The 14,810-nt window shown below is 69.2% G+C and carries 16 protein-coding genes; 11 read left to right on the forward strand and 5 right to left on the reverse strand.

Going from position 1 to position 14,810, the window contains the following annotated elements; all coding sequences use genetic code 11:
* Positions 1–10: 10 nt before the first annotated feature.
* Positions 11–1,039, forward strand: coding sequence for an NAD-dependent epimerase/dehydratase family protein (locus tag DMP23_RS30990; RefSeq protein ID WP_337823263.1), 1,029 nt, complete (start codon positions 11–13; stop codon positions 1,037–1,039).
* Positions 1,040–1,041: 2 nt separating this feature from the next.
* Here DMP23_RS30990 and DMP23_RS30995 read toward each other — a convergent pair whose 3' ends face one another.
* Together DMP23_RS30995 and DMP23_RS31000 are read right to left on the reverse strand one after the other, a co-directional pair.
* Entirely contained in the window at positions 1,042–1,251 is a 210-nt protein-coding gene (locus tag DMP23_RS30995) for a dTDP-4-dehydrorhamnose 3,5-epimerase family protein (RefSeq protein WP_443111362.1), read from the reverse strand.
* A gap of 33 nt (positions 1,252–1,284) precedes the next feature.
* Positions 1,285–1,833 (reverse strand): dTDP-4-dehydrorhamnose 3,5-epimerase family protein, encoded by a 549-nt coding sequence (locus DMP23_RS31000; RefSeq protein ID WP_134663714.1) that lies wholly within the window; start codon positions 1,831–1,833, stop codon positions 1,285–1,287.
* Positions 1,834–1,865: 32 nt separating this feature from the next.
* On the opposite strand from DMP23_RS31000, the gene DMP23_RS31005 reads away from it, so the two are divergent.
* Positions 1,866–2,960 (forward strand): class I SAM-dependent methyltransferase, encoded by a 1,095-nt coding sequence (locus tag DMP23_RS31005; RefSeq protein ID WP_337823264.1) that lies wholly within the window; start codon positions 1,866–1,868, stop codon positions 2,958–2,960.
* On the opposite strand, the gene DMP23_RS31010 is transcribed toward DMP23_RS31005, so the two are convergent.
* Positions 2,957–4,078: a glycosyltransferase family 4 protein gene (locus DMP23_RS31010; protein ID WP_337823265.1), complete on the reverse strand. Its 1,122-nt coding sequence runs from the start codon at positions 4,076–4,078 to the stop codon at positions 2,957–2,959. The two genes, DMP23_RS31005 and DMP23_RS31010, sit on opposite strands and share 4 nt — an antisense overlap.
* A 134-nt stretch (positions 4,079–4,212) precedes the next feature.
* On the opposite strand from DMP23_RS31010, the gene DMP23_RS31015 reads away from it, so the two are divergent.
* From DMP23_RS31015 to DMP23_RS31055, 9 genes are all read left to right on the forward strand, one after another.
* Positions 4,213–5,055 (forward strand): hypothetical protein, encoded by an 843-nt coding sequence (locus DMP23_RS31015; protein WP_037816336.1) that lies wholly within the window; start codon positions 4,213–4,215, stop codon positions 5,053–5,055.
* The gene (locus DMP23_RS31020; protein ID WP_037816337.1) at positions 5,055–6,539 is read left to right on the forward strand and encodes an O-antigen ligase family protein; all 1,485 of its coding nucleotides are present in this window, start codon (positions 5,055–5,057) and stop codon (positions 6,537–6,539) included. The genes DMP23_RS31015 and DMP23_RS31020 overlap by 1 nt, the downstream gene beginning before the upstream one ends.
* Positions 6,536–7,381 (forward strand): hypothetical protein, encoded by an 846-nt coding sequence (locus DMP23_RS31025; RefSeq protein ID WP_337823266.1) that lies wholly within the window; start codon positions 6,536–6,538, stop codon positions 7,379–7,381. Before DMP23_RS31020 ends, DMP23_RS31025 begins: the two co-directional genes overlap by 4 nt.
* A 44-nt stretch (positions 7,382–7,425) precedes the next feature.
* Positions 7,426–8,325, forward strand: coding sequence for a glycosyltransferase family 2 protein (locus tag DMP23_RS31030; RefSeq protein ID WP_337823267.1), 900 nt, complete (start codon positions 7,426–7,428; stop codon positions 8,323–8,325).
* Between the two features lie 14 nt (positions 8,326–8,339).
* Positions 8,340–8,993 (forward strand): phosphatase PAP2 family protein, encoded by a 654-nt coding sequence (locus tag DMP23_RS31035; protein WP_337823268.1) that lies wholly within the window; start codon positions 8,340–8,342, stop codon positions 8,991–8,993.
* 72 nt (positions 8,994–9,065) lie between these two features.
* On the forward strand, positions 9,066–10,604 hold the full coding sequence (locus DMP23_RS31040) for a lipopolysaccharide biosynthesis protein (protein WP_337823269.1): 1,539 nt from the start codon (positions 9,066–9,068) through the stop codon (positions 10,602–10,604).
* A gap of 3 nt (positions 10,605–10,607) precedes the next feature.
* Positions 10,608–11,510: a glycosyltransferase gene (locus DMP23_RS31045; protein ID WP_337823270.1), complete on the forward strand. Its 903-nt coding sequence runs from the start codon at positions 10,608–10,610 to the stop codon at positions 11,508–11,510.
* Between the two features lie 4 nt (positions 11,511–11,514).
* Positions 11,515–12,324, forward strand: coding sequence for a 2OG-Fe(II) oxygenase (locus tag DMP23_RS31050; RefSeq protein ID WP_051729186.1), 810 nt, complete (start codon positions 11,515–11,517; stop codon positions 12,322–12,324).
* Between the two features lie 28 nt (positions 12,325–12,352).
* Positions 12,353–12,802, forward strand: a complete 450-nt coding sequence (locus DMP23_RS31055; RefSeq protein ID WP_037816342.1) for a DUF2784 domain-containing protein — start codon at positions 12,353–12,355, stop codon at positions 12,800–12,802.
* Here the strand turns inward: DMP23_RS31055 and DMP23_RS31060 are convergent.
* Complete coding sequence (locus DMP23_RS31060; protein ID WP_337823271.1) at positions 12,712–13,719, reverse strand: right-handed parallel beta-helix repeat-containing protein; 1,008 nt, start codon at positions 13,717–13,719, stop codon at positions 12,712–12,714. The genes DMP23_RS31055 and DMP23_RS31060 overlap by 91 nt on opposite strands.
* Before the next feature lie 152 nt (positions 13,720–13,871).
* The gene (locus DMP23_RS31065) at positions 13,872–14,792 is read right to left on the reverse strand and encodes a hypothetical protein (protein ID WP_337823272.1); all 921 of its coding nucleotides are present in this window, start codon (positions 14,790–14,792) and stop codon (positions 13,872–13,874) included.
* Between the last annotated feature and the right edge of the window lie 18 nt (positions 14,793–14,810).

Consider the following 14,810-nt stretch of genomic DNA (forward strand, 5'->3'; position numbering starts at 1 on the left):
AGGAAGACCCGTGCGCGTACTTCTGACCGGACACCTCGGCTACCTCGGCACGGTCATGGCACCCGTCCTCGCTGCCGCGGGCCACGACATCGTCGGCCTTGATTCGGGCCTGTACTCGACCTGCGTGCTCGGTCCCGCGGTCAACGACCCCAAAGCGGTGACCGTCGACCTGCGCGATGTTCGCCCCGAGCACGTCGCGGGCTTCGACGCGGTGATCCACCTCGCCGCGCTGTCCAACGACCCGCTCGGCGCGCTGGACCCGGAAATCACCTACGCGATCAACCACCGTGCCTCGACCCGGCTTGCGCAGCTGGCCAAGGACGCCGGTGTGCGCCGTTTCCTTTACGCGTCAACGTGTTCGGTCTACGGGGCCAGCGGAAACGACGGTCTGGTGGACGAGGAAGCGCCGCTGCGGCCGGTGACGCCGTACGCCGAATCGAAGGTGCGGGTCGAAGACGATCTGCTCGGCCTCGCCGACGACGACTTCAGCCCGGTTTTCCTGCGCAACGCCACGGCTTTCGGCTTCTCCCCGCGGCTCCGTGCGGACATCGTGCTGAACAACCTGGTCGGCCACGCGATCCTGACCAACACGGTGAAGGTGCTGTCGGACGGCACGCCCTGGCGTCCGCTGGTGCACGCCCAGGACATCGCCACCGCTTTCGCCGCGGCGCTGACCGCTCCCCGCGACGCAGTGCACGCGAAGGCGTTCAACGTCGGCACCGAGGCCAACAACCTGCGAGTTTCCGAGATCGCCGAAGCCGTCGTGGAAGCGGTGCCGGGAGCCGACCTGCAGATCACCGGCGAGGCCGGTGCGGACCCGCGGTCCTACCGGGTCGACTTCAGCCGGATCCGCGCCGCGCTGCCGGAGTTCACCTGCGCCTGGACGGTGCCTGCCGGGGCCCGCGAACTCGCGGACGCCTACCGGCAGCATCACCTCAGCCAGGCCGCCTTCGACCAGCGGTTCACCCGGCTCGCCCACCTCTCGGTCCGCCGGGCGGACGGCACGCTGGGCCCGGACCTGCGGCCGCGAGCCCAATGACGTCACCCCCGGACGCTCCCGACCAAATCGGCCCACGTCCCGGCAGCCGCGTCGCGCGCGCTGAGCAGCGAAACCGGAAGCGGCCACTCGATCGCCAGGTCCGGGTCGTCATACCGCACCGCCAGGTCCTCGGCCGGATCGTGCGGGCGGTCGATCCGGTAGCAGACATCGGCGTACTCCGTGAGCACCTGGAACCCCGACGGAACATACAGGCGCGCGGACCTGCGGCCGCGAGCCCAATGACGTCACCCCCGGACGCTCGCGACCAGATCGGCCCACGTCCCGGCAGCCGCGTCGCGCGCGCTGAGCAGCGTGACCGGCAGCGGCCACTCGATCGCCAAGTCAGGGTCGTCATACCGCACCGCCAGATCCTCGGCCGGATCGTGCGGGCGGTCGATCCGATAGCAGACATCGGCGTACTCCGTGAGCACCTGGAACCCGTGCAGGAAACCCGGCGGAACGTACAGGTGCGCGAACTCCACGTCGTCGAGCCGGAACGCCTGTTGCCTGCCGAACGTCGCGGACCCGGGGCGGATGTCCACGAGCACGTCGTGCACCGCGCCGCGCGCGCATCGCACCAGTTTCGCCTCGCCGCGGCCGGACCGGCCGTGCATGCCGCGCAGGACTCCCGATCGCGAGCGCGATTGGGAATCCTGCTGGAACGTTTCGGCGGCCAGACCGTGTTCGGCGGCGATCTTCGTGTCGAACGTCCGGGTGAAGAGGCCGCGGTCGTCGTGATGCGGTTCCGGCACGAACACCAGTACTCCGGCAAGCGCACAAGATTCGACTCTCATTCGCCCATTTTCCCCCCGGAAGGACTCTCGCGGTGACCTCGCCACGCTGCCGCTGGTGCCGATCGGCGGACGGCGCCGTGGTGCTCGACCTCGGCCCGCAACCGCCCGCCGACCATTTCCCGGCGCTCTCCGAACCGGGCCCGGACGTCGTCTTCCCGCTCCGGATGTGGTTGTGCGCCGGATGCGGGCTCGCGCAGCTCGCCGAGGACGAGACCAAACCGGACGAACCGCGCGGAGTCGAACCGGCCGCGCTGGTCGAGCAGGCGGCGGATGCGGTCAGCCGGGCCGCGGGAATGCTGCCCGCCGGCGGCACCGTCCGCGAGTACGGCAGCCCGCACGGTGGTTCGTGGCTTTCCTTGCTTAGCGCGCGGGGGCTCACCCCGGTGTCGGACGGGAAAGCTGACGTGATCGTCGACTGTTTCGGTCTCATGCACGAACCCGACCAGCAGGCCGCTCTGCAGGCCCGCGTTGCCGGACTGGCCGACGACGGCGTGCTGCTGCTGCAATTCCATTCGCTGGCCTCGATTTTGCGCGAAGGACAGTGGAACGCGTTGCGGCACGGTCACTACGCGTACTACTCGACGCCGGTCCTCGTCGAAATGCTGCGTGCGGCCGGGCTCGTCGCCCGCTCCGCGTTCCGGTTCGATCTTTACGGCGGAACGATTCTCTTGGCCGCCGGCCGCGGCGGAGAACCGGACAGCTCGGTGCGGGCGCTCGTCGCCGAAGAAGCCGATTCCGGCGTGACCGAGCCGAAAATCGTTGCCGGACTGCAGGAAGCGGCGGTCCGCAACGCGGGTTCCGTCGCTGCCTGGCTCGAAGAGCAATTGGCCGCCGGTCAACGCGTGCTCGGGTACGGCGCGGCTTCCCGTGCGGTCGCGCAGCTGTGCCGGGCAGGCGTCACCCGCGACCTGCTCCCGGCCATCGCCGACGCCTCGGCAGCCAAACAGGGCCGGCGGATGCCGTCCAGCGAAATTCCGATCATCCCGCCCGCGGAACTGGTCGAGGCTCGTCCCGACGCGGTCCTGCTCTTCCTCCCCGACTTGCTGACCGAGGTCCGGAGGCAGTTCCCCCAGGTCGAGGCGGCGGGCGGGCGATGGGTGCCCGCCGACGCGCTCGAAAACGGTTAACGCACCGTCGCCGCCACGCGGAGCACGTCGTCGGCGACCCTCCCCCACGAATGCCGCCCGATCACCTGAGGAGCAGTGGCCAGCACGCGTTCGTAAACGCCGTCGTCCGCCAGCAGACCGGCGATCACGCCCGCCAGTTCCCGGGGATCGTCCGAATCGATCAGGTCGCCGTTCTCCCCCGCGCGGACGATCTCCGGCATCGCGCAGTCCCGCCTCGCCACGCACGGCAGCCCGTGCGCGAGCGCTTCCACCAATGCGATTCCGTACCCCTCGAACCGGCTGGGCATCACGAACAAATCGTGTGTCCGGTAAAGCATTCGCACCTGCTCGACCGGAATCCGGCCAAGGAATTCGACACCCGCGGGCACCGGGCCGGGCAATGGCCATTCCTTGGGGCCCACCACGGTGAGCGTCAGTTCCGGGTCCGATTCCGCGCGCAATACCGCGAGCGCCTTGACGACCACATCGCCCGCCTTGGTGGAAAAATCCTTGCCCACGAACAACAGCCGACGCCGCGGCCCCTCGTGGCACCGGGCTACGGGGCCGTCCGGCAGCCCGTTGGCCGCGGGCGGGACGACGTGCACCTTGTCCCGCGGCACCCCCGACACGCGCACCAGATGGTCCGCCAGCCATTGACTCATCGTCAGCAATCCGGCGGCTTCGCGGTAGATCCGGTGCTGCCGGTCGCGGAGCCTGCCGAGCGCGGCCCGGTCGAGACCGGGAAAGTGCAGGGCACGGCCGCTTTCGGTGTCGAGGCGTTCGAGGAGGATGTCGAAGCTGGAGTCCTGGTAGAGCAGGAACGGCGTGTCGGTGCGGGCGAGGTCGCCGATCTGCAGCACAACGTCGGGACGGAGCTTGCGTTCGGCGGCCCGGAGTTTCGTCCCGGCCAGCGCCATCGTCAGCGGCAGGTGCTTCCAGTGGCTGCCCCAGCGGCCTTCGTGGCGGTGCGCGCCGAGGCCCCGCAGCGCCGACCGGACCGGGAGCGACCACTCCAGCCCGAGGTCGACGACGGCAGTCCGCTCGCGCAGCGCCGCGCGAAGGTTCCACGGCGTGTGCGACCACGTCCCCTGCGGAGGGCGGTCCCAGGCGCACGCGAACCCGATCTTCGGCGTGGTCACGATTCGATGCCTTTCCGGAAGACGGAAGGTTCCGATGTCACATCCGGGCAGCCGGGTGCGACAACCAAATGACGCCGGACTGCGATTCGGCACCGCCGACAGCATAAGAAACGCAGGAGGTGAGGGGAACTCCGATGGACTTGCTCGCAATCTTCCAGGTCGCTCTCCGTCGCTGGCTCATCCTCGTCCCCGCGCTCGTCGTCTCCGCAGTCGTGTGCTGGATCCTGGCCAGCAGCGTGTCCCCCACCTACGAGGTGGACGGGGCGCTCAAGGTCAGCTATCCCTTCGCCGCCACCGCCGACCAGTCGGCCCGGCTCCAGAGCAACCCGTACTACGACACCGCCGCGACCGCGCTCGTGCTCGGCCAGCTGGCGAAGTCGCCGGACGTCGCCGCCGCGATCACCGCGGCCGGAGGCACCGCCAAGTACCAGATCGACGACAGCGGCAAGGCGGTGCTCACGGTCACCGTGACCGACCCGGGCCGGCAGAACACGCTCACCACCTACCGCGCGATCGCGGCGCAGCTCGCGAAGCGGCTCGACGATTTGCAGGCGCAGAAACAGATCCCGGGCCCGTTCCGGGTGACGGTCGATGACGTCGTGCAACCGCAGGACGCCGCCGTCTCGCACAGCAACCAGCTCAAGACCGCCTTGGCCGCCGGTGCGCTCGGGGTCATCCTGTCCCTGACCGCGTGCGTGGTCGTGGAACTGCGTTCGCGCAAACGCCCGGCGCGCCCGGCCGTCCCGGAAGCCCAGTCCGGTCACCCGCCGGAGAGCCACCGCGGCGAACTGCCGGTGGACCCGCGACCCGAGCGGGCGGACCGGGTGGCCACGCCCGTCCGCGGGCCCGGCGTCGCGGAACCCGTCCGGCACGGCGAGGAAACCGCCCGTTTGCTGCCGGTGACCGCGCCGGCGAACGCTGAGGAGAGCGACGGAGGCAAGACCGGCACCCGGAGTCCGCTCGGCCGGCGCGGCTGATGAGCCAGCGTCCCCTCGACTCGCTCACCGGCCGCGGCATCGCGCGCTTCAGCGCCGACCTCGCCGGGCGGCCGATCCTGCGGGCGATCTGCGCGGCCGCCGCGCTCGCGCTGCTGGCCGTCCCGATCATCGCGCCGACGATGACGCCCTTCGTCGTCGTGGTCATCATCGTGTCCGCGCTCTGGCTGAACGCCCGCCGCGACGAGCAAACCGCGCTCGCCATCCTGTTCGCGCTGACCTTTCTCGTCCCGGCGTCGCTGATCATCAATCCGCTCGGGCAGATCGGGGTGCCCGGGTTGATCGTGGCGGCACTGCTGCTGGTGCTCTGGTGCTACGGGCGGGTCGACAGTTCGCTCGGCACCGACCGGGGACGGCAGCCGATGCGGATCGTCTGCCTCATTTTCGTCGGGGTGGTCCTCGCCAGCTACATCGCCGGTCAGCTGCGCGGCCTTTCGCCGCTGGAAGCGTCGGCCTCCGACGCCTCGCTGTTCGGCGAGGCATGCGCGATGGGCCTGTTGCTCTTCGTCACCGACACCCTGCGCGACATCGGCGGCGTCACCCGCTTCCTGCGGCTGATCGTGATCGCCTGCGGGCTGCTCGCGGTCAGCGCGCTGCTCCAGTTCTTCGGGGTCGTCGACCTCTACCAGCAGCTCCGGCTGCCCGGGTTGACCTTCCATTTCACCGAGGACGTCGACGCGCTCGCCCGGTCCGGGTTCCACCGGGTGCAAGGGCTGGCCGGCCATCCGATCGAGTACGCCGTGGTGCTCGGCATGGCGACCCCGATCGCGTTGCACCTCGCGCTGACCGCGCCGAAGGAGTGCCGAGTGCGGTGGTGGGCGATGTTCGTGCTCATCGCCGGGTGCATGCCGCTGTCGGTGTCCCGGTCCGGGGTGCTGACCGCTGGGGTCGCGATGGCGGTGTACCTGCTCAGCGTCCGGTTGCGGATGGTGTTCAACCTGATTCCGTTCGCGATCGCCGGGCTGGTCGGCATGAGCGCGGTGGTGCCGGGGCTGCTCGGCAGTCTCCGCAGCATCCTGCTGCCCAGCACCCTGGCGACCGACCCGAGCATCCAGGGCCGCACCGACGACTACACCGCCGTGTTCACGGTCTGGCACGACCATCCCCTGCTCGGCCTCGGCGTCGGCACCTACATTCCCAAGCTGTACCGGATCTTGGACAACGAGTACCTGTTCACGCTCGCCACGATGGGCGCGCTCGGAGTGGCCGCCGAACTCGCGATCCTCGCCACCGGCTACTCGCTCGCCCGGCGGGTGCACCGCACTGTCGCCGACCCGGCCGTGCGCAGCCTCGCCCAGGCCCTCGCCGCCTCGATCGCCGCCGCCGCGGTCGGCGCGTTCACCTTCGACGCGTTCGGTTACAAGATCATGTTCGTGATGACGTTCAGCCTGCTCGGCGCGGCCGCCGCGCTGTGGCGGATCGCAGTCCGGGACCGCTCGGTCCGGCCGCTCGAGAGCGTCCGATGAACCGGCTGGCGGCAGCCGCCTGCGCCGGAGCTGTCCTGCTGGCGGCCGCGGCCTGCGTGGCCACCGCCCAGCCCGCCGCGCCGCCTGCCGCGACGACACCGTCCGCCAGTCCGGCGCCGACGACGATCGGGGCACCGCCGTCCGAGTCGTTGCGCCCGACCGGCTCGCTCAACGCCGACCAGCCGGGGCAAGTCCTCGACGGGCTCGACGTGCGCGGCGCGGTGACGGTGTCCGCACCGGGTGTGGTGATTCAGCGCAGCCGCTTCACCGGAACCGGGGCCGACTACTTCGCGATCACCACGACCGGCGCGGGATCGGTGACGATCCGAAACGTCACTATCACCGGGGACTACCGCAGCGCGGCGATCGCTTTCCACAACTGGACCGCGGAACGGGTCGACATCTCCGGCATGACGCACGACGGCGTGAAGCTGGGCAACAACGTCCGCCTCGCGGACTCGTGGATCCACGACTTCGCCCCGGCACCGGGCGCGCACTCCGACGGGGCGCAGTCGGACCACCTCGCGGGCTCAATTCTGGTGGAAGACAACGTGATCGATCCCGGCACGGCCGAGGAGGTCACCTCGGCGATCATCCTGTCCTCGTCTCCGGACCCGACCCCCGCGGTGGCGGGCCCGGTGACGATCCGGGACAACGTGCTCGGCGGCGGAGCGAACACGCTCTACCACAATCCGGACTACCCGGACGTCGAGATCACTGGGAACACGTTCCGGCGCGACTACCGGTACCAGCCGATCTATCCCGGTCCGCCGCCGAAGGTGTTCTCCGGCAACCATTTTCCGGACGGGACTGCGGTTTCGTGGCCTCCTCCCGATTCCTGACCGGCGTTCGTAACGGCAGCGCCGCCCGCGACGACCGTCAAGGTGTGCCGAACTCTCCAGCGCCACTGTCGATCGGGTTGCCCGTCAAGAACGGCGCCGGCTTCCTCGCCGGAGCGCTGGAAAGCCTGCTGTCCCAGACTTTCGGCGATTTCGAGCTGCTGGTCGCCGACAACGACTCCGCCGACGAAACCGCGGAAATCGTCCACGACTACGCCCGGCGCGACCCGCGAGTGCGCTACCACCGGCACCCGCACGACATCGGCGCGGCCGCGAACTTCAACTACGTTTTCCAAGCCACGTCAGGCGCGCTGTTCAAATGGGCGGCCGCGGACGACCTCCAGCACGAAACGTTTGTGCAGCGTTGCGTGACGGCTTTGCACGACGCTCCCGCAGCCGCCGCAGCCTGCTCAGCCATCGAACACATCGACGAGGACGGCACCTCGCTCGGCATCACGCAGGATCTCCGCACCTCGGAGGCGCCGGAACCGGCTGACCGGTTCGCGGACCTCATCCGCTACGACTACTCGTGCGCGGTCGCCTTCGGTGTGCAACGACGCGCACTCGCCGCGCGTACCCGGCTGTTGCTTCCGTTCTGGGGCAGCGACCGGGTTTTCCTCGCCGAACTCGCGCTGGCCGGACCGATCGTGATGCTTGGCGAACCGCTGTTCCAGGAACGGGAGCACAGCGCGAAATTGACCACCCAGGTCGCGAAACGGCAAGTGAGCGCGTTCAATCGGAAGACCGGTTACGGCTCGCGGTTCCTCACCTGGCACCACGGCGCGGAACTTTTCCGGGCGATCAAACGAGCCGACTTGACGCCACCGCAACGGCAACGGGCGTACGCCGTCCTCGCCAAGTGGGCGATGGCCAACCGGACCAAGTTCGCCCGGAGTCTCGCCAGGGGAGTCGCCGAAACGGCCGTCGCACCGCTGGCCCGGACGTAGGCCCTCCCGACATCGTGAATTCCGCAGGCAGCCGAAGCGCTCCCCGGGCCGGACTCTGGCTGTTTCCGGCACTCGCCCTCGGCGGATTCGTCCTGCTCACCCAGCAGGTGCTGAGCCGCGGCCCGATGACCCAGGCCGATCTGCCGGTGCACGACCTGGTGACCCGCCAGCACAGCGCGGCGCTGGACGCGGCGATGACGGCGGTGAGCGCGGTCGCCCAGTTTCCGGTGTCCGCGCCGATCTTGTTCGCCAGCGCGGCGATCCTGGCGATCCGTCGTTCGTCATGGGCGCCGGTGCTCGCCTGCGGCATCCCGCTCCTGTTGCTGTCCGCCGTGACGGTGACGGCCAAGGTCTTGATCGGGCGTGCGGGCCCGGACCGCACCCCCGGCACCCTGCACGTCGACGGCACCGCCTATCCCTCCGGACACGCCGCGACCGCCGTCGTCGTCGCGCTCCTGTTCGTGGCTTTGTTCGCCCCGGAACGGCGAAGGTGGCGGGCGGTGGCGAGCTGCTGGGTGTTGCTGGTCGGCTTCGCCCGGGTCTACGTCGACGACCATTGGCTCACCGACGTCGCGGGCGGCTGGCTGCTCGGGCTCGCCGTCGCCGGAACGGCGATCGCGGTGCTGCGCCGGACAACCGAGTCGGATTCGATATCTCCGCGGGCGTAACCCACCGCGGCGAACGGGCGACTTCAGGAGTATCCCAGCTGTCCCACCGGAATCGGGCGGAAGACGACTACTGTGACAGTTCACCGCCCGGGCGCCGGGCAGCCCACCGCACCCGAGCCGGTGCTGCCCGGGGAAACCGAGGCCGCCACCGCCGCGCACGGGGCCCGGTGGACGATCATCGCGATGATCGCGCGGCAATTCGGCCGGCTCGGGTTCGCGCTCGTGCTCGCGCGATTGCTCGGTCCCGTCGATTTCGGCGTCGCGAGCGCGGCGACCATTTACGTCTCCCTCACCGCGGTGCTCCTGGAAACCGGGCTCGCCACCGGCATCGTGCAAAAGGCGAAACTGCGCCGGCAGGACGAGGGCGCCGCGTTCTGGACCGTGACCGCGCTCGGCACCCTCGTCGGTTTGCTCACCGTGGCCTTCGCCGGTCCGACCGCCGATTTCCTGGACATCCCGCAGTTGCGTCCGGTGCTGATGGTGCTGGCGATCGGGCCGGTGCTCAAGGGGCTGACCATCGTGTCGGCCGCCCGGCTGCAACGCGATCTGCGCTTCCGCGCGCTGTCCCTCGGCGAGGTGATCGCCACCTTGCTCGGCGGCGGAATCGGCATCGCCGCCGCGGAACTCGGCATGCACTACTGGGCGCTGGTGGTCCAGCAGGTCTGCACGGACGCGCTGGTCCTGCTGATCTGGCTCGGCGCGGCCGGACTGCCCGCCTTCGTGCTCGACCGCTCCGCGTTGCGCTACGTGCGCCGGTTCGGGGTGCCGTTGCTGGGTTCGCAAGCTCTCGGCTACGTCGGCCGCAATGCCGACAACGTCGTGGTCAGCCACTTTCTCGGCGCCGCCGCGCTGTCGTACTACATGGTGCCGTACCGGATCATGCTGGTCCCGGTGAGCCTGCTGGGCAACGTGGCGAACCGGGTCGCGTTTCCCATTTTCGCCCGGATTCAAGACGATCCGCTCCGCATCCGCAGGCTCTTCCTCCGGGTGACCCAGGTGATCGCGGTGCCCGTGGTGCCGGGCATGCTCGCCGTCGCCGTACTGGCCCCGGACGTGGTGACCACGGTCTTCGGGCCCGAATGGGGGCCCGCGGTCCCGGTGGTCATCGCGCTGGCCACCACCGGGATCCTGGAGTCGCTGACGACCCCGGGCGGCTCGGTCTTCATGGGGCTCGGGCGGGCCGACCTCGCCCTGCGCTGGTCCTGGATCCCGCTGCTGGTCTGCGTCCCGGCGTTCTTCGCCGGGCTGCCGTGGGGAGTCACCGGAGTGGCCGCGGCGTATTCGATCGCGACGCTCCTGCTCACCCCGTTCCAGGTGGCGGCGATCGGCCGGGTCGCCGCGTTCAGCCTCGGCGACTGGCTTCGCGCGATCTGGCCCGCGGTCGCCGCCGGGGTGCCGTCCACCGCGCTCGGCTGGCTGGTGCACGAGGTGCTCGAGACGTCCGCCGGTTTCGCGGTACCCGCCACTTTGTGCGTAAGCCTCGTCGTCGTCGCGGTGAGCTATCTCGTGTTGCTGCGGCTGATCGACCGGCAGCTTTTCCGGGAATCGCTGCGCGTCGCGAAATTGCTCGCGAAAGGCAAGCTCGGCAGCTTGTCGGCGAAGGAGGGCTGAGCGATGAATCCGCGCGCCCACCTGGTGATCCCCGCCCACAACGAAGAACAAACGCTCCCCCGGCTGCTGCGCGCGTTGAGCACCGGTGCCGCTCCGGGCGAACTGGAGATCGTGGTCGTGGCCAGCGCGTGCACCGACCGGACCGCTGCCGTCGCCGAGGCCGCCGGCGTCACCGTGCTCGAAACGACCACCCCGGGGAAGGTCGCCGCGCTGCGTCTCGGCGACGAAGCTTTGACCGGCTACCCGCGGCTGTACGTCGATGCGGACGTGGTGTTGTCGATCAAGGACGTGCGCGCGCTCGTCGAGGCGCTCGCGGCACCGGACATCGCCATGGCGACGCCGCATCCGAAGCTCGAACTCGACGGTCTCGGCCCCGTCGTCTCGCGGGCGCACCGCACCTGGGCACAGCTGCCGTCGGTGCGTCGATCAGGAGTCGGCTCGGGTGTCTACGCACTAAACGAAGACGGGCACGCGCTGGCGTTCCCGATGCCCGACGTCCTCGCCGACGACGCCTGGGTGCACCGCGTCATCCCAGCCGCGCGAAAAACTGTGGCGCCCGGGGCCAGTTCCGCCGTCTGGCCGGCCGCGACCGTCCGGGCTCTCGTGCGGCGCCGGGCGCGCGTCCGGCTCGGGCACCGGCAGCTGGACCAGTTGGGGCATCCGGCTCCGCCCGGTGCCGAGGCGGGACTGCGAACGCTGGCGGACCTCGTTCGGGGCGGCTCCGTCCCGGTCTCCGACGCGGCGTGTTTCGCCGCCGTGGTGCTCGCCGATCGGACGATCGCGTGGTTCCGGCGCATTCGAGGGAACGAAACGGAATGGTCGACCGATAACACCAGCAGACTTCCGGAACCGCACGAAATCCGCACCGAAGCACCGCGACCCGAGTCCGCCAGGAAAGGACGGTAAAACTATGCAGGAAGTCCGGAAATTCACTTTCCGCCGCGACGAACTGTTGCCCATGGCCGACCGGCTGCACGAGAAGTTCGTTACCGCGCAACCATTCCGGCACATCGTCATCGACGACTTCTTGCCGCCCGAGGTCCTGGAGCCCGTTCTCGCCGAATTCCCGGAGCCGCGGGACGCGGAGTGGCAGAGTTTCGACACCTCGCAGGAGGTGAAGCTCGCGCTCGCGGACACCGAGCGGATGGGCCCGGCGACCCGGGAACTTCTCGCCGAGTTCAACGGGCAGGTGTTCACCGATTTCCTCGAGCGGATCAGCGGCATCGAGCACCTCGTCCCCGACCCGCATTTCGACGGCGGCGGCCTGCACCAGATCCGCCCCGGCGGCTTCCTGAAGGTCCACGTCGACTTCAACCGGCACCGCAGGCTCGACCTCGACCGCAGGCTCAACGGCCTGCTGTACCTCAACAAGGACTGGGAAGAGTCCTACGGCGGGCATTTGCAGCTGTGGAACCAGGACATGTCCGAATGCGCGCACAAGATCCTCCCGGTGTTCAACCGGTTCGTGCTCTTCGCGACGACCGACGACGCCAACCACGGCCATCCGGACCCGCTCACCTGCCCGCCGGACCGGGCCCGCCGGTCCATGGCGCTCTACTACTACACCAACGGCCGTCCGGCCGAGGAAGTCCACGACGACCACACCACGGTGTTCAAGCAGCGGCCGGGCGAATCGTGGCAAAGCAACCTCCGCCAGGTCGCCAAGCGCTGGGCCCCGCCCGCGCTCGTCGACCTCGCCGGCCGCATCAGCGGCAAGTAGCGCACACGCACGGGAAAGGCGGAGCGACATGTACGCGCTGCTCGCCACATCAATGGTAGTGCTGCATTTCGCTCTTCTTTTCTATCTCCTGATCGGCGGGCTGCTCGCGGCGCGCTGGTGGTGGATGGCGATCCCGCACGCGCTCTACGTCGGCTGGGCGGTGCTGACCCTCTACGTAGCGGTCGGCTGCCCGGTGACGACGGTCGAGAACTGGGCGAGAGCGAAGGACGGGCAGGTCGTCGACGACCGCCCGTTCATGTACCGGTACGTCGAGGGGGTGCTCTATCCGGAACACCACATCAATTACCTGCGCGCGGTCTTCGTGGCGGTCATCCTGTTCAGCTGGATCTTCAGCGCCCGGAAACTGCGGAACCGCCGCCGCGCCGCTCAGGGCAGCACTTCGGCTCCGTTGTCGGTGAACGAGTTGCCGGACCAGATGTCCGCCTTGGCCGAGGGCTCGACCGGACCCCAAAGGTAGCTGTTGCGCACGAACCGGTTGTTCGTGAACTGCGTGTCGCCGGGGACCCCGAAGTAGACCGTGTAGCCGCCCCCGCCGAGCTGGTTGCGGTCGACCACGATCCGGCCCGCGGTGCCGCGGTCGATGCTGTCGTTGAGGATCATCGCCGAGTTGACCGAACGGTCGGCCGCGGTGTTCTTGCTCCACTGCCCGCCGAGGCCGGGCTGGATGACGTTGCCCTGGATGAGCACGTTCGCGACGCGCTCCATGATCTGGAGGCCGTCGGCGTGCGCACCGGTGGCCGGGGTGAAATCGTGGATCCACGAATCGGTGATCGAGAAGTTGTTGCCGACCTTCGCGCCGTCGTTCGTCATCCCGTAGATGTCGGCATGCGAAACGGTGACGTTGTGGTAGCCGATTCCGGCGTCGGTGTAGTCGCCGCGAATGGTGACGTGGTCGGCGGACACCGATCCGTCGCCCTCGGTGTCGATCCCCCACGGAACCGTGCCGTCGCCGGTGAACCGGCAGTTGCGGATCACCACGTCGTGCACGCCGTCGCCGATGAGCACGCGTCCGGTGATGTCGAGGTTTTCGATCACCTGGCCGGATTTGGCGGTAATCGATCCGGACGGGGTGAGGCGCGACTCGTCGGACACGCCGTACCCGCTGGTGCTGGCGGGGGCGCTGGTCGCTGACGGCTTGGCCGCCGGTGAGGAAGCTCCCATCGTCGCGGACGCGGCGGGGGTCTGCGCGGGTTTGCTCTGCTCGACCGGAGCCGCGGTCGTGGTGGCAGCCGAGGTCGGAGCCGGAGTAGACGAGGTGACGGCCGCCGGCGATGCGGGCGCGCTGACGCCGACGGCCTCGGGTTTCTGCTGGCAGGCGGTCAGGAAGACCGCCGCGGCCCCGGAGGCGGCCGCGGCGAGAACGATTTTACGCATGGTGCGTTTACTCCACTGTGATCGTGTCGATGCCAAGAAGAAATGTAACGACTCGGCACACTAATCAGCTTCGCACCATGAACACAAGCCATTGCGGGCAGGCGAAAATAGATCACCGGAAATCGGTGATCAAAAAACGGGTGCGGCCGCGATCAGTCTTCGACCCGGCGCAGCCAGGCCTCCCGCCAGTACGGGTAGATCGCCCGGGGGCAGAACCGGTGGTAGAGCGAACGGCAGAAGACGTCCTGGAGCACGACGCAATCCCGCAAGCGCAGCATCCGGCCGGTCTTCTCGTCGATGATCCGCTCCACCCGGCTCAACACGCGCGCCCGCTGCCCGCAGTACGGCAGCATTTCCACGTCGAAGAGCATGCCCCGGTTCTTGTTCGCCGAGGACAGGGTGCGGAGGATCTCTTCTTTGCTGCGGACTTCGACCAGGTCACCGGGAGCGAGCCCGAGCGGCTCGGGCTTCGGCCCGGACGGTCCGCCGCCCCGCAGGAACGGGTACGTCTCGCCGCCGCGGATGCGCAGCCGCGCCGGCAGCCGCCTGCTCAGCCGTTGGTACTTGTTGAAAATCACGACAAGCAGTCCTCGGACGACCACTGCCGGTTTCTCGTTGCCGTAGCGGATGTCGTCCAGGTACTGCCCCGCCGAGTAGGCGCTCATCGGCTCGGACGCGTTGAGCAGTTCCGTTGCCTGGCAACGGTAGCGCTCCGTGCCGTCCTCGCCAGGATCCGCCGTCGTGTCCGCGTTCAGGGTCTCGATCGTCGCTCCGCCGCCCGCGGACGCCGCGGGCGCCGACTCGAGCCATTCCTCCCGGAAGAAAAGCAAACAGGCCGCCTGGCAGCCGCCGTGCGCGCTTCCGTCACAGCGCGCACCGGCCAGATGAACGGTGCGTTCCAGTTTCCGGTGATCGGTACTGGGCGTGACGGTGTCGCACGTTTTGTCAGCCCGTTTGTAAATCCGCATCTCCTGCCCGGCGAAACGGAGCATTTCGGGCATGAAGGGCAAACCGGCCGACCGACCCCGTTCGTCGAGCGTAGCGAGGATCTCCTCGGCGCTGCGGACGCGCACTCGATCTCCCGCTCGCAG

Source organism: Amycolatopsis sp. A1MSW2902, assembly GCF_017312175.1.
In the GTDB taxonomy this organism is placed as follows: Bacteria; Actinomycetota; Actinomycetes; order Mycobacteriales; family Pseudonocardiaceae; genus Amycolatopsis; species Amycolatopsis nivea.